We start from the raw sequence: 14,370 nt of genomic DNA on the forward strand, positions 1-14,370 counted from the left end.
CCCGTCAGAAAAATGTCTTGGCGGCGGCTTCGGCATAGGTGCCGATCGGTCCGCCGATCAGCACATAGAACAGCACGAAGGCGCCGCAGACGCCAAGCACGACACGCAATTCGGTGGCCATCGGCACGAAGCCGCCGACCGGTTCGTCGAACCACATGATCTTGATGATGCGCAGATAGTAATACGCCCCCACCACCGAAGCCAGCACGCCAATTATCGCCAGCGCATAGAGGTTGGCGTTGATGGCGGCGAGGAAGACGTACCACTTCCCCCAGAAGCCTGCGAGCGGCGGAATGCCGGCCAGCGAGAACATCAGGATGGTGAGGATCGTGGCCATGATCGGATTGGTCGAGGAGAGCCCGGCCAGGTCGCTGATCTGCTCGACATTGCCTTCCTTGCGCCGCATGGCGAGGATGAAGGCGAAGGTGCCAAGCGTCATCACCAGATAGATCAGCATATAGATGGCGACGCCGCGCACGCCGGCCTGGCTGTTGGCGGCAAGGCCGACCAGCGCGTAGCCCATGTGGCCGATCGAGGAATAGGCCATCAGCCGCTTGATGTTGGTCTGGCCGATCGCGGCAAAGGCGCCAAGCGCCATCGAGGCGATCGAGATGAAGACGATGATCTGCTGCCAGTCGGCGGCGATCGGCTTAAACGCGCCCATGGTAACGCGCACGATCAGCGCCATCGCCGCCATCTTCGGGGCGGCCGCCAGGAACGCCGTCACCGGCGTCGGCGCGCCTTCATAGACGTCGGGCGTCCACATATGGAACGGCACCGCCGAGATCTTGAAGGCAAGGCCAGCCAGCACGAAGACCAGGCCGAAAACGAGGCCGAGCTGGCGCTCGCCGCTGCCGAGTGCAGAGGCGATTTCCTGGAAGCCGGTGTTGCCGGTGTAGCCGTAGACCAGGCTGATGCCGTAGAGCAGCATGCCCGACGACAGCGCGCCGAGGACGAAGTACTTCAGGCCGGCCTCCGTCGAACGCAGGTTATCGCGGTTGATCGCCGCCAGCACGTAGATCGCCAGCGACTGCAGTTCGAGGCCGAGATAGAGCCCGATCATGCCGTTGGCCGAGATCATCAGCATCATGCCGAGCGTGCACAGCAGGATCAGCACCGGATATTCGAACTTGTCGAAACGCTCCGCCTTGGCAAAGCGCATCGACATGACGAGCGTCACCGCTGAGCCGACCAGCGCCAGCACCTTCATGAAGCGGGCGAAGGGATCCTGGATGAAGGCGTTGCCGTAGGCACTGCCCTGCCCTGTGGAAAAGATCAGCCAGGCGCCGGCGACCACCAGCACGGCGACGGCAAGGCCTGTCACCGTATTGGCGGTGTTGGCGCGCGAATAGGCCCCGACCATCAGCAACGCGAGCGCGCCGATGGCAAGGATCAGCTCGGGCGTCGAGAGCGACAGGCTGGAGAGAAGGTCCGGCGTCATGGTTCGCAAAACCCCTGGGTCAGTTCGCCGCCGCGGTCTGCGCGGCGCCGATGGATGCGGTGACATTGGTGACGAGCGACTTGACCGATTGGGCCGTCGCGTCGAAGACGGGAGCGGGATAGACGCCGAAGAAGATGACCAGCAAGACCAGCGGGTAGATGATCACCTTCTCGCGCAGCGACAGGTCGAGCAGCCCCTTGAGGCTGTCCTTGGTCAGCGCGCCGAAGATCACCCGGCGGTGGAGCCAGAGCGCGTAGGCCGCCGACAGGATGACGCCGGTGGCAGCGAAGAACGCCACCCAGGTGTTGACCCGGAACACGCCGAGCATGGTCAGGAATTCGCCGATGAAGCCCGACGTGCCCGGCAGGCCGACATTGGCCATGGTGAAGATCAGGAACACGGTGGCGTATTTCGGCATGTTGTTGACCAGGCCGCCATAGGCCGCGATCTCACGCGTGTGCATGCGGTCATAGATGACGCCGACGCACAGGAACAGCGCGCCCGAGACCAGGCCGTGGCTGAGCATCTGGAAGATCGCGCCCTGCACGCCTTCCTGGTTCATGGCGAAGATGCCCATGGTGACGAAGCCCATATGGGCGACCGACGAATAGGCGATCAGCTTCTTCATGTCCTCCTGCATCAGCGCCACCAGCGAGGTGTAGATGATGGCGACGACCGAGAGGGTGAACACCAGCGGCGCGAACATTTCGGAGGCCAGCGGGAACATCGGCAGGGAGAAGCGCAGGAAGCCGTACCCGCCCATCTTCAGCAGAATGCCGGCCAGGATCACCGAACCCGCCGTCGGCGCCTCGACGTGCGCGTCGGGCAGCCAGGTGTGCACCGGCCACATCGGCATCTTCACCGCGAAGGAGGCGAAGAAGGCAAGCCACAGCCAGGTCTGCATGTTGGCCGGGAAGCTGTGCGTCAGCAGCGTCGGGATGTCGGTCGTGCCGGACTGGAAGAACATCGCCATGATGGCGAGCAGCATCAGCACTGAGCCGGCGAGCGTATAGAGGAAGAACTTGAACGAGGCATAGACGCGCCGCTTGCCGCCCCACACGCCGATGATGATGAACATCGGGATCAGGCCGGCCTCGAAGAAGACATAGAACAGCACGATATCCAGCGCGCAGAACACGCCGATCATCAGCGTCTCGAGCAGCAGGAAGGCGATCATGTAGGCCTTGACGCGCTTGTCGATCGCTTCCCACGACGCCAGGATGCAGAGCGGCATCAGGAAGGTCGTCAGGATGACGAACAGCATCGAAATGCCGTCGACGCCCATATGGTAGGAAATGCCGGAGTCGAGCCAGGCAACCTTTTCGACGAACTGGAAGCCAGCCTGCGAATTGTCGAACCCTGTCCAGATGAACAGCGAGACGATGAAGGTGAACGTCGTCGTCAACAGCGCGATGGCGCGGATGTTGCGGCGCGCGTTTTCGCTGTCATCCCTGATGAACAGGATCAGCAGCGCACCAACCAGCGGCAGGAAGGTGACCAGCGAGAGGATTGGCCAGGCGGTCATCAGAGCATCATCCAGGTGACGAGTGCGGCAACGCCGATCAGCATGGCGAAGGCGTAGTGGTAGAGGTAGCCGGTCTGCAGCTTGACGACGCGGTTGGTGACATCGACGACGCGCGCCGAAATGCCATCCGGCCCGAGCCCGTCAATGATGGTGCCATCCCCGGTCTTCCAAAGGAAATGGCCAAGGCGCTTGGCGGGCCGCACGAACAGGAAGTCGTAGAGCTCGTCGAAATACCACTTGTTGAGCAGGAAGGCGTAGAGCCCGCGATGCTGCGCGGCGAGATTGACGGGCATTTCCGGCGAGCGGATGTAGAACTTCCAGGCCAGCGCGAAGCCGATCAGCATGGCGATGAAGGGCGACAGCTCGACCCACAGCGGCAGTTCGTGGATTTCGTGCAGGATGTGATTGTCCGGCAGCGTGAACAGCGACGCCTTCCAGAACTCGGCATAGCCCTCGCCGATGAAGGAATTGTGGAAGATGATGCCGGCAAACAGCGCGCCGGCGGCCAGCACGAACAGCGGCACCAGCATCACCGGCGGCGATTCATGCACATGGTGCATCACCTCATGGCTCGCCCGCGGCTTGCCGTGGAAGGTCATGAAGATCAGGCGCCAGGAGTAGAACGAGGTGAAGCAGGCGGCGATGACCAGCAGGATGAAGGCAATGCCGGCGACCGAATTGTGCCCGGCAAAGGCGCTCTCGATGATGGCGTCCTTGGAGAAGAAGCCGGCGGTGCCGATCACGGTCACCGGAATGCCGACGCCGGTCAGCGCCAGCGTGCCGATCACCATCATCCAGTAGGTGGTCGGGATCAGCTTTCTCAAGCCACCCATCTTGCGCATGTCCTGCTCGTCGGAGACGGCATGGATGACCGAGCCCGAACCGAGGAACAGCAGCGCCTTGAAGAAGGCATGCGTGAACAGGTGGAAGATCGCCGCGCCATAGGCGCCGACGCCGAGCGCCACGAACATGTAGCCCAGCTGCGAGCAGGTCGAATAGGCGATGACGCGCTTGATGTCGTTCTGGACCAGACCGACGGTGGCCGCGAAGAAGGCGGTGAAGGCGCCGATGAAGGTCACCACGGTCAGCGCCGAATGCGACAGTTCGAACAGCGGCGACAGCCGCGCCAGCATGAACACGCCCGCCGTCACCATGGTGGCGGCATGGATGAGCGCGGAGACCGGCGTCGGGCCTTCCATGGCGTCCGGCAGCCAGGTGTGCAGCGGCACCTGCGCCGACTTGCCCATGGCGCCCATGAACAGGAGCAGGCAGACGACCGTCATGGCCGCCTGCTTGTCCAGCGCATAGCCGAGGAAGGTCAGCACGGCGGCGCCATGCGGCGCGCCTTCGGCCGGGATGAACGTCGCCGCATTGGCGAAGATGGTGCCGAGATTGACCGAGCCGAACAGCACGAACACGCCGAAAATGCCGAGCGCGAAGCCGAAATCGCCGACGCGGTTGACGACGAAGGCCTTGATGGCTGCGGCGTTGGCCGACGGCTTCTTGTACCAGAAACCGATCAGCAGGTAGGAGGCGAGACCGACCCCTTCCCAGCCGAAGAACATCTGCACGAGGTTGTCAGCCGTCACCAGCATCAGCATGGCGAAGGTGAACAGCGACAGATAGGCGAAGAAGCGCGGCCGGTTCGGATCGTGGTGCATGTAGCCGATCGAATAGATGTGAACCAGCGCCGACACGGTGTTGACCACCACCAGCATCACCACCGTCAGCGTGTCGATGCGCAGCGCCCAGGAGACGTCCAGCCCGCCGGACTGGATCCAGTGCAGCACCGGCACGGTGAACACCTCGCCATGGCCGAAGCCGACGCTGAAGAAGGCGACCCATGACAGAACAGCCGAAATCACCAGGAAACCGGAGGTGATGTATTCGGACGCCTTGGCGCCGAGCGACGTGCCGAACAGGCCGACGATCAGGAAGCCGAGCAGGGGAAGGAAGACGATGGCCTGATACATGGTGGTTCCGTCAACCCTTCATCATGTTCACGTCTTCGACCGCGATCGAGCCGCGGTTGCGGAAGAAGACGACGAGAATGGCAAGTCCAATGGCAGCCTCGGCCGCCGCGACCGTCAGCACGAACAGCGCGAACACCTGGCCGACCAGATCGCCGAGCGCTGCCGAAAAGGCGACGAAGTTGATGTTGACCGCAAGCAGGATCAGCTCGACCGACATCAGGATGACGATGACGTTCTTGCGGTTCAGGAAGATGCCGAACACGCCGAGCGTGAACAGGATTGCCGATACGGTCAGATAATGTGCGATGCCGACGACCATCTCAGACTCCTTCGCCCGACTTGACCTTGCGGATTTCCATGCCGGTGGCCGGCGTGCGGCCGACCTGGGCTGCGATCGACTGCCGCTTGACCCCTTCCTTGTGGCGCAGCGTCAGCACGATGGCGCCGATCATGGCAACCAGCAGGATGAGGCCCGAAATCTGGAAGTAGTAGAGGTAGTCGGTGTAGAGGATGTCGCCGAGCGCGGCCGTGTTCGAACGCGTGGCGAGATCGGGAATGGGCTTCGACACCGTCGCGGCCAGCTTCGGCGCGAATGTGTAGCCGCCGAGTACGACGATCAGCTCCGCCGCCAGGATCAGCCCGACCAGCGCGCCGATCGGCGCGTATTGCAGCGCGCCCTCTTTCATTTCGGCGAAGTCGACATCCAGCATCATGACGACGAACAGGAACAGCACCATGACCGCGCCGACATAGACGACGAGCAGGATCATCGCCAGGAATTCGGCGCCGGTCAGCATGAACAGGCCGGCGGCGTTGAAGAAGGTCAGGATCAGGAACAGCACCGAATGCACGGGGTTGCGCGACGAAATGACCATGAACGCCGAGGCCACGGCGACAAAGGCGAAGAGGTAGAAAAAGGCCGCCTCTAGTCCACTCAGCATTGGGGTTCCCCCGGGTTCCTGTCCAAACAGGACGCTCGTCCTGTTTGTTCTCTGCGACCGCCTCCGGTCGTCAAGTTGCGTGTTCCTATCGCATGTTCCGATCGGGTTGAAAGACCCGATCGAAAGAAACATGCGACACTCTTTTCATCCGGAGGATGATCTGGTCCGAAAAGTCTGCAACTTTTCGGCATCATCCTCTGGACGAGGCCCCTCGCCCCGTCCATGCGTCAAATATCAGCGGTAGGGCGAGTCCAGCGAGATGTTGCGCGCCAGTTCGCGCTCCCACCGGTCGCCATTCGCCAGCAGCTTGTCCTTGTCGTAGTAGAGCTCCTCGCGCGTCTCCGTCGCGAACTCGAAATTCGGCCCCTCGACAATGGCGTCGACCGGGCAGGCTTCCTGGCAGAAGCCGCAATAGATGCACTTCACCATGTCGATGTCGTAACGCACCGTGCGGCGCGTGCCGTCGTTACGGCGCGGGCCCGCCTCGATGGTGATGGCCTGCGCCGGGCAGATCGCCTCGCACAATTTGCAGGCAATGCAGCGTTCCTCGCCGTTGGGATAGCGGCGCAGCGCATGCTCGCCCCGGAAGCGCGGGCTGGTCGGCCCCTTCTCGTGCGGATAGTTGATCGTCTCCTTCGGCGCGAAGAACTGGCGCATCGACAGGAAGAAGGCACTGACGAAATCCTGCAGCAGCAGCGATTTGGCGGCTTGGCCGAGAGCGGACATCACGCAAACCCCGTGATCTTGAGGAAGGCTGCGGTGGCGACCACCATGAACAGCGAGATCGGCAGGAACACTTTCCAGCCCAGCCGCATCAGCTGGTCGTACCGGTAGCGCGGCACGAAGGCCTTCACCATCGAGATGCCGAAGAACACGAAGCAGACCTTCAGCACGAACCAGATGACGCCGGGCACCCAGGTGAAGGGCGCGAAGTCGAACGGCGGCAGCCATCCGCCAAGGAACAGGATGGTGGCCAGCGCGCACATCAGGACGATGGCGACATACTCGCCGAGGAAGAACAGCAGGAACGGCGTCGACGAATATTCGACCATGTGGCCGGCGACCAGTTCCGATTCGGCTTCGACCAGGTCGAAGGGCGGCCTGTTCGTCTCGGCCAGCGCCGAGATGAAGAAGATGATGAACATCGGGAACAGTGCCAGCCAGTTCCAGTCGAGGAAGGTGTTGGGCAGGCCAAGCCGCGTGCCAAGCCCACCCTGCTGCGACAGCACGATATCGCTGAGGTTGAGCGAGCCGGCGGTGAGCAGCACGGTGACGATGACGAAGCCGATCGACACTTCGTAGGAAACCATCTGCGCGGCCGAACGCAGCGCGCCGAGGAACGGGTACTTCGAGTTGGAAGCCCAGCCGCCCATGATCACGCCATAGACCTCGAGCGAAGAGATGGCGAAGACATAGAGGATGCCGACATTGACGTTGGCGATCGCCCAGCCCTGGTTGACCGGAATGACCGCCCAGGCCGAAATCGCCAGCACCGCCGACACCAGCGGCGCCAGGAGGAACACGCCCTTGTTGGCGCCTGACGGGATGACCGGTTCCTTGAAGACGAATTTCAGCAGATCGGCGAAAGCCTGCAGCGTGCCCCACGGGCCGACGACGTTCGGGCCGCGGCGCAACTGCACCGCCGCCCAGATCTTGCGGTCGGCATAGAGTATGTAGGCGACGAAGATAAGCAGCACCACGATCAGCACGACTGACTTCAGAAGAATCAGCAGCGCCGGCAGCACGTAGAAGGAGAAGAAGGTGTCCATGCTTATTCCGCCGCCTGCTTGAAGCCGCTCTTGGCCAGTGCCGAGCATTCCGCCATCACGGCGGACGCCCGCGCAATCGGGTTGGTCAGGTAGAAATCCTTGACCGGCGAGGTGAAGGTGCCCTTGTTCAGACGCCCGCCGAGCTTCGCCACGCCAGCGATATCCTCGGCATTGCCGGCCGCGACCTGATCGATGCGGGCCAGATGCGGGTATTCGCCATAGAGTTTCGCGCGCAGCTGCGGCAGCGAATCGAATGGCAGCTTCTTGCCCAGCACATCCGAAAGGGCCCTGAGAATTGCCCAGTCCTCGCGCGCATCGCCAGGCGCAAAGCCGGCGCGGTTGGTCTGCTGCACGCGCCCTTCGGTGTTGACGTAGGTGCCCGACTTCTCGGTGTAGGCAGCCGCCGGCAGGATGACGTTGGCACGGTGCGCGCCATGGTCGCCATGGGTGCCGATATAGACGACGAAAGCGCCGCCGGTCTTGCCCATGTCGATCTCGTCGGCGCAGAGCAGGAACAGCACGTCCGTTTCGCCCAGCATGCCGGCGACATCCTTGCCGCCCTCGCCCGGCACGAAGCCGAGATCGAGGCCGCCGACCCTGGCCGCCGCATTGTGCAGCACGGCAAAGCCGTTCCAGTCGGCGCGTGCGGCGTTGACGGCCGTGCTAAGCTTCGCCGCCTGGCCGAGCACGGCCGCGCCGTCGGCGCGCGCCAGCGCGCCCTGGCCGACGATGATCAGCGGATGCGTCGCCTTCTTCAGCGTCTGGAAGAACTTGCCATTGCCGTCGGCCAAATCCTTCAGCGAATCCGGCCCGGCGCCGAGCAATTCATACTCGTAGCGCGTGTCGCCGATATCACCGATGACGCCGACCGGCAGATTGCCGACCCGCCAGCGCTTGCGGATGCGGGCGTTGAGCACCGAGGCCTCGAAGCGCGGATTGGCGCCGATGATCAGCACCGCGTCGGCCTGCTCGATACCTTCGATGGTCGGGTTGAAGATGTAGCTGGCGCGGCCCAGCGCCGGATCGAGTGCTGCGCCATCCTGGCGGCAGTCGACATTCTTGGAGCCAAGCGAAGCCATCAAAAGCTTCAGCGCATAGATTTCCTCGACCGCCGCGAGATCGCCAGCGATGGCGCCGATCTTCTCGGGCGTGGTCTTCGACACCGCGTCCTTGATGGCGGTGAAAGCTTCGGCCCAGCTCGCCGGGACCAGCTTGCCGTCCTTGCGCACATAGGGGCGGTCGAGGCGCTGCGTGCGCAATCCGTCCCAGATGAAGCGGGTCTTGTCGGAGATCCACTCTTCGTTCACCTGCTCGTTGACGCGCGGCAGGATGCGCATCACTTCGCGGCCGCGGCTGTCGATGCGGATCGCCGAGCCGACAGCGTCCATCACGTCGATGGATTCGGTCTTGGTCAGTTCCCACGGCCGCGCCTGGAAGGCGAAGGGCTTGGAGGTCAGCGCGCCGACCGGGCAGAGGTCGATAACGTTGCCCTGCAGCTCCGAGGTCATCGCCTGTTCGAGATAGGTGGTGATCTCGGCATCCTCGCCGCGGCCGATCAGGCCAAGCTCGGAAATGCCGGCGACTTCCGTGGTGAAGCGGACGCAGCGCGTGCAATGGATGCAGCGGTTCATCACCGTCTTGACCAGCGGGCCGATATATTTGTCTTCGACGGCGCGCTTGTTCTCGTGATAGCGCGAGGAATCGACGCCGAAGGCCATCGCCTGGTCCTGCAGGTCGCACTCGCCGCCCTGGTCGCAGATCGGGCAATCCAGCGGATGGTTGATCAGCAGGAACTCCATCACGCCTTCCCGGGCCTTCTTGACCATAGGCGTGTTGGTGAAGATTTCCGGCGGCTCGCCATTGGGGCCGGGGCGCAGATCGCGCACGCCCATGGCGCAGGAGGCCTGCGGCTTGGGCGGCCCGCCCTTCACCTCGATCAGGCACATGCGGCAATTGCCGGCGATCGACAGCCGCTCATGGAAGCAGAAGCGCGGCACTTCCGCGCCCGCGTCTTCCGCCGCCTGCAGCAGCGTGTAGTGGTCGGGTACAGTGATCTCTTTCCCGTCGACCTTGAGCTTTGCCATTCGCTTCAAACCCCTGCGGATTTCCCGCAATCTCATTTCCCGGGCGCGGCAGACGCGGCGCCCGGCATTTCATTCACTTCTTGGCGGCCAGCACAGCCGCCTGCGCAGTCCAGTCGTCACGCCCGATGCGGCCGTTGAACGACAGATAATCGTCGACCCAGGCGATCTCCTGCGGCGACCAGGCGGCGATCTGGGCATAGGTCCAGATGCCAAGCCCGTTCAGCACCTTTTCCAGCTTCGGGCCGATGCCCGATATCGCCTTGAGGTCGGACGGCTTCGCCGGCTTGTCGATCGCCCTGGGCTGCCTGAAATCCTCGGGCAGCAGCACATCGGCGGCCTCGCCGGCCGCCGGAGCCGCATTCACCGCCGGTGCCGTGGTGGCGGCTTCCTTGGCGGCGATGTCGGTGACCTCCTGCGCGAAGGACTGCGCCTCGGCGATCATGCTCTTGGCCGTCGCCCGCGCCTTGATGGACGACGCGTTCGCGTCCTCGAATTGCTCGACGCGGGCCTCGAAATCCTCCATCAGCGGCTGCATCAGGCGCTGAGATGCCTCGACGGCGCCCGAAAGCGCGCCCATCCAGACGCCGAACGCATGGTTGGCGAGCCCGATGCCAAGCGCCGACATCGCCGCCGCACCCGCGACAGGGTGCACGAAAAGGTTGACGGCGCTGGCCATCTCCTTCGGCATCATCCTGGTCAGGTCCTGGTTCATCTTTTCGATCTGGTCCAAATTGGGCATCAATGGGTAGGGTGTCGAATACGGCGCCATAGAGTTCTCCTGGTCGTTTCTTCGTTCGCCCCGACCCGTTATTCCAGCTTCGGGCTTTCGCCCGCACTCACGATTTCTACTATTCCGCCGCCACCATCACCGGTTCGGCGCGGTGCGCGTTGCGCGAAAACTCGTCAATGCGCCGCTCCACCTCGCCTCGGAAATGCCGCATCAGGCCCTGGATCGGCCATGCCGCCGCGTCGCCCAGCGCGCAGATCGTGTGGCCCTCGACCTGTTTGGTGACGTCGAGCAGCATGTCGATCTCGCGCTTCTGCGCCTCGCCGCGCACCAGCCGCTCCATCACCCGCCACATCCAGCCGGTGCCCTCGCGGCACGGCGTGCACTGGCCGCAGCTCTCATGCTTGTAGAAATAGGACAGCCGCGCGATCGCCTTCACGACGTCGGTCGACTTGTCCATGACGATGACGGCCGCCGTGCCCAGGCCGGATTTGAGGTCGCGCAGCGCGTCGAAATCCATCGGCGTGTCGATGATCTGCTCGGCCGGCACCAGCGGCACGGAAGCGCCGCCCGGAATGACGGCGAGCAGATTGTCCCAGCCGCCGCGGATGCCGCCGCAATGCGTCTCGATCAGCTCGCGGAACGGGATCGACATCGCCTCTTCGACGGTGCACGGGTTGTTGACGTGGCCGGAGACGCAGAACAGCTTGGTGCCGACATTGTTGGGCCGGCCGAAGGACGAGAACCAGGCCGCGCCCCGGCGCAGGATGGTCGGCGCCACAGCGATCGATTCGACATTGTTGACGGTGGTCGGGCAGCCATAAAGGCCGACATTGGCCGGGAATGGCGGCTTCAGCCTGGGCTGGCCTTTCTTGCCCTCAAGGCTCTCCAGCAGTGCGGTCTCTTCGCCGCAGATATAGGCGCCGGCGCCGTGATGCATGTAGACGTCGAAATCGTAGCCCGAGGTGTTGTTCTTGCCGATCAGCTTGGCCTCATAGGCCTCCTCGATGGCCCGCTGCAGCGCCTCGCGCTCGCGGATGAACTCGCCGCGCACATAGATGTAGGCCGCGATCGCGCCCATGGCGAAGCCGGCGAGCAACGCGCCCTCGACCAGCGTGTGCGGGTCGTTGCGCAGGATGTCGCGGTCCTTACAGGTGCCGGGCTCGGATTCGTCGGCATTGATGACGAGATAGCTCGGCCGGCCATCGCTCTGCTTGGGCATGAACGACCATTTCAGCCCGGTCGGGAAGCCGGCGCCGCCACGGCCGCGCAGGCCCGACGCCTTCATCTCGTTGACGATCCAATCGCGCCCCTTGGCGACGATGCCGGGCGTGTTGTCCCAGGCGCCGCGCGCCATCGCGCCGGCCAGCGACTTGTCGAAGAGGCCGTAGATGTTGGTGAAGATGCGGTCTTTGTCCTGAAGCATTTTTCGTCCCTCAGACCGGCTTCTTGCCGAAGACGCGGATGTATTCGGCGACGCCGCCCTTGGCGAGCGCCTTTGCCTGCTTGACCCAGTCGTCGCGCTCGATGCGGCCGTGGAAGGAGAGATAGCCGTCCATCCAATCGCGCTCGGCCTTCTTCCAGGAAGCGACCTGCGCGAAGGTGAAGATGCCCAGCGTATGCAGGACGCCCTCGATCTTCGGGCCGACGCCGGAAATCAGCTTGAGATCGTCGACCGCGGCCGGCCTGTCGATGCCGGCCGGGCGATTCTTGTCCTCCAGCGATGGTTTTGCCGGCTTTGCGGCTGGCGCCTTGGCTTCCGGCGCCTTGAAGGCGGCGGCCGGTTCGGCCTTGGACTTGGGCCCGTTGCGCTGCTTGGAAACCTTCTCGACTTCCGGCGCTGCCTTGTTGGCATTGGCGGCTGAATGCAGCGGCGCCGAAACGCTCGCCGCCTTCTCCGCCGCCGGCGCCACCTTGGTCTTTGACGGTGTCTTCAACGCCGGGCTGGTTTCAGGCGCATCGGTCTTCGGCTTGCCGGCATTGGACGGCGCGACGGGAGCGGCAGCGGGCGCCGGAACGGGCGCAGCGGTGATCGCGCCGGGTGCCGCCTTGGCGGCATTGGCTGCTTCCCTCGCCTCCCTGTCACGGGTCGACTTGAGGATCGCCTTTTCGCTCTTCAGCGTGGTCAGGCCGGAGGCCGGCTCCGAGCCGGTACGGCCGTTCTGCGGTCCCGGAGCCACCGAGGCGCCCTTGCCCGCGTCATAGAGATCGATGATTTCAGCCAGCCGTTCCGGCGTCAGATCCTCGAACGTGTCCTTGAACACCATGACCATCGGTGCGTTGACGCAGGCGCCGAGGCACTCGACCTCTTCCCACGACAAGGTGCCCTTGTCGTTGGTGTGGAACTGGTCGTGGTGGATTTTCGAACGGCAGACATCCATCAGCGCTTCCGAGCCGCGCAGCATGCAGGGCGTGGTGCCGCAGACCTGGATGTGCGCGCGGGTGCCGACGGGATTGAGCTGGTACTGCGTGTAGAAGGTCGCGACCTCGAGCCCGCGAATCCTGGGCATGCCGAGCATGTCGGAAATCGTCTCGATCGCCGCCTTGGTGACCCAGCCTTCCTGCTCCTGCGCGATCATCAGCAAGGGAATGATCGCCGACTGCTCGCGGCCCTTCGGGTACTTCTTGATCCATTGCTTCGCCGCGGCCGCGTTCGCCCGGTTGAAGGCGAAGGATGCTGGCTGGACGCTGGCTTCTGCGAGACGGCGGACTGACATTTAGCGATCGACCTCACCAAACACGATGTCGAGGGAGCCGAGGACGGCGGTGACGTCGGCCAGCATGTGGCCGCGGCAGAGGAAATCCATGGCTTGCAGATGCGCGAAACCCGGCGCGCGCAGCTTGCAGCGGTACGGCTTGTTGGTGCCGTCGGAGACCAGATAGACGCCGAACTCGCCCTTCGGCGCCTCGACGGCCGCGTAGACCTCGCCGGCCGGCACGCGATAGCCCTCGGTGTAGAGCTTGAAGTGATGGATCAGCGCTTCCATCGACCGCTTCATCGCCTGGCGCTTGGGCGGAACGACCTTGCCGTCGAGGTTCGACACCGGGCCGGTGCTTTCCTTGCCGAGCAGCAGGTCGACGCACTGGCGCATGATCCGCGCCGACTGGCGCATCTCTTCCATGCGCACGAGGTAACGGTCGTAGCAGTCGCCATTCTTGCCGATCGGAATGTCGAAATCCATTTCCGAATAGCATTCATAGGGCTGCGACTTGCGCAGGTCCCATGCCGCGCCCGAACCGCGCACCATGACGCCGGAAAAGCCCCAGGCCCAGGCATCGGCCAGCGAAACGATGCCGATATCGACATTGCGCTGCTTGAAGATGCGGTTGCCGGTCAAGAGCTTGTCGAGGTCGTCGATCGACTTCAGGAACGGGTCAATCCACTTGCCGATGTCCTCGACCAGCTGGCGCGGCAGGTCCTGGTGGACGCCGCCGGGGCGGAAATAGGCGGCATGCATGCGCGAGCCGGAGGCGCGCTCATAGAACACCATCAGCTTTTCGCGCTCGACGAAACCCCACAGCGGCGGCGTCAGCGCGCCGACGTCCATGGCCTGCGTCGTCACATTGAGGATGTGCGACATGATGCGACCGATTTCGCAATACAGCACGCGGATCAGCTGGCCTCGCCTCGGCACTTCGATGCCGAGCAGGCGCTCGGCGGCCAGCGCGAAAGCATGTTCCTGGTTCATCGGCGCGCAATAGTCGAGCCGATCGAGGTAAGGCACGGCCTGCAGATAGGTTTTTGCCTCGATCAGCTTTTCCGTACCGCGATGCAAGAGCCCGATATGCGGATCGACGCGATCGACGACTTCGCCGTCGAGCTCCAGCACGAGGCGCAAAACGCCGTGCGCCGCAGGGTGTTGCGGGCCGAAATTGATGTTGAAATTGCGGACGGAGGTTTCAGCCATTC

12 protein-coding genes are annotated in these 14,370 nt (G+C 63.7%); all 12 read right to left on the reverse strand.

All coding sequences use genetic code 11. The annotated features are described in order from the left end of the window. Positions 1 to 4 precede the first annotated feature (4 nt). Complete coding sequence (gene nuoN, locus AC1DPX_RS10195; protein WP_202359194.1) at positions 5 to 1,441, reverse strand: NADH-quinone oxidoreductase subunit NuoN; 1,437 nt, start codon at positions 1,439 to 1,441, stop codon at positions 5 to 7. Positions 1,442 to 1,460: 19 nt separating this feature from the next. Beyond that, positions 1,461 to 2,966: an NADH-quinone oxidoreductase subunit M gene (locus AC1DPX_RS10200; protein ID WP_477236324.1), complete on the reverse strand. Its 1,506-nt coding sequence runs from the start codon at positions 2,964 to 2,966 to the stop codon at positions 1,461 to 1,463. Then, positions 2,966 to 4,939 carry an NADH-quinone oxidoreductase subunit L gene (gene nuoL, locus AC1DPX_RS10205; RefSeq protein ID WP_477236326.1) on the reverse strand — a complete coding sequence of 658 codons (1,974 nt, stop codon included), beginning with the start codon at positions 4,937 to 4,939 and terminating at the stop codon, positions 2,966 to 2,968. Before nuoL ends, AC1DPX_RS10200 begins: the two co-directional genes overlap by 1 nt. A 10-nt stretch (positions 4,940 to 4,949) precedes the next feature. Continuing rightward, positions 4,950 to 5,258 (reverse strand): NADH-quinone oxidoreductase subunit NuoK, encoded by a 309-nt coding sequence (nuoK, locus tag AC1DPX_RS10210; protein WP_019858930.1) that lies wholly within the window; start codon positions 5,256 to 5,258, stop codon positions 4,950 to 4,952. Position 5,259: 1 nt separating this feature from the next. Next, positions 5,260 to 5,880, reverse strand: a complete 621-nt coding sequence (locus tag AC1DPX_RS10215; RefSeq protein WP_202359191.1) for an NADH-quinone oxidoreductase subunit J — start codon at positions 5,878 to 5,880, stop codon at positions 5,260 to 5,262. Between the two features lie 234 nt (positions 5,881 to 6,114). Further along, positions 6,115 to 6,606: an NADH-quinone oxidoreductase subunit NuoI gene (gene nuoI / locus AC1DPX_RS10220; protein WP_095204089.1), complete on the reverse strand. Its 492-nt coding sequence runs from the start codon at positions 6,604 to 6,606 to the stop codon at positions 6,115 to 6,117. Beyond that, positions 6,606 to 7,649: an NADH-quinone oxidoreductase subunit NuoH gene (gene nuoH / locus AC1DPX_RS10225; protein WP_284273884.1), complete on the reverse strand. Its 1,044-nt coding sequence runs from the start codon at positions 7,647 to 7,649 to the stop codon at positions 6,606 to 6,608. Before nuoH ends, nuoI begins: the two co-directional genes overlap by 1 nt. A gap of 2 nt (positions 7,650 to 7,651) precedes the next feature. Continuing rightward, a complete protein-coding gene (nuoG, locus tag AC1DPX_RS10230) occupies positions 7,652 to 9,733 on the reverse strand; it encodes an NADH-quinone oxidoreductase subunit NuoG (protein WP_477236328.1) in 2,082 nt (693 codons plus the stop codon). 73 nt (positions 9,734 to 9,806) lie between these two features. Then, positions 9,807 to 10,502, reverse strand: coding sequence for an NADH-ubiquinone dehydrogenase (locus AC1DPX_RS10235; protein ID WP_202359188.1), 696 nt, complete (start codon positions 10,500 to 10,502; stop codon positions 9,807 to 9,809). Between the two features lie 79 nt (positions 10,503 to 10,581). Beyond that, positions 10,582 to 11,886 carry an NADH-quinone oxidoreductase subunit NuoF gene (nuoF, locus tag AC1DPX_RS10240; protein WP_202359187.1) on the reverse strand — a complete coding sequence of 435 codons (1,305 nt, stop codon included), beginning with the start codon at positions 11,884 to 11,886 and terminating at the stop codon, positions 10,582 to 10,584. Positions 11,887 to 11,896: 10 nt separating this feature from the next. Then, a complete protein-coding gene (locus AC1DPX_RS10245; RefSeq protein ID WP_477236330.1) occupies positions 11,897 to 13,177 on the reverse strand; it encodes an NADH-quinone oxidoreductase subunit E in 1,281 nt (426 codons plus the stop codon). Further along, the gene (locus AC1DPX_RS10250) at positions 13,178 to 14,368 is read right to left on the reverse strand and encodes an NADH-quinone oxidoreductase subunit D (RefSeq protein WP_202359185.1); all 1,191 of its coding nucleotides are present in this window, start codon (positions 14,366 to 14,368) and stop codon (positions 13,178 to 13,180) included. Positions 14,369 to 14,370 lie beyond the last annotated feature (2 nt).

Source organism: Mesorhizobium sp. 01N446, assembly GCF_056399285.1.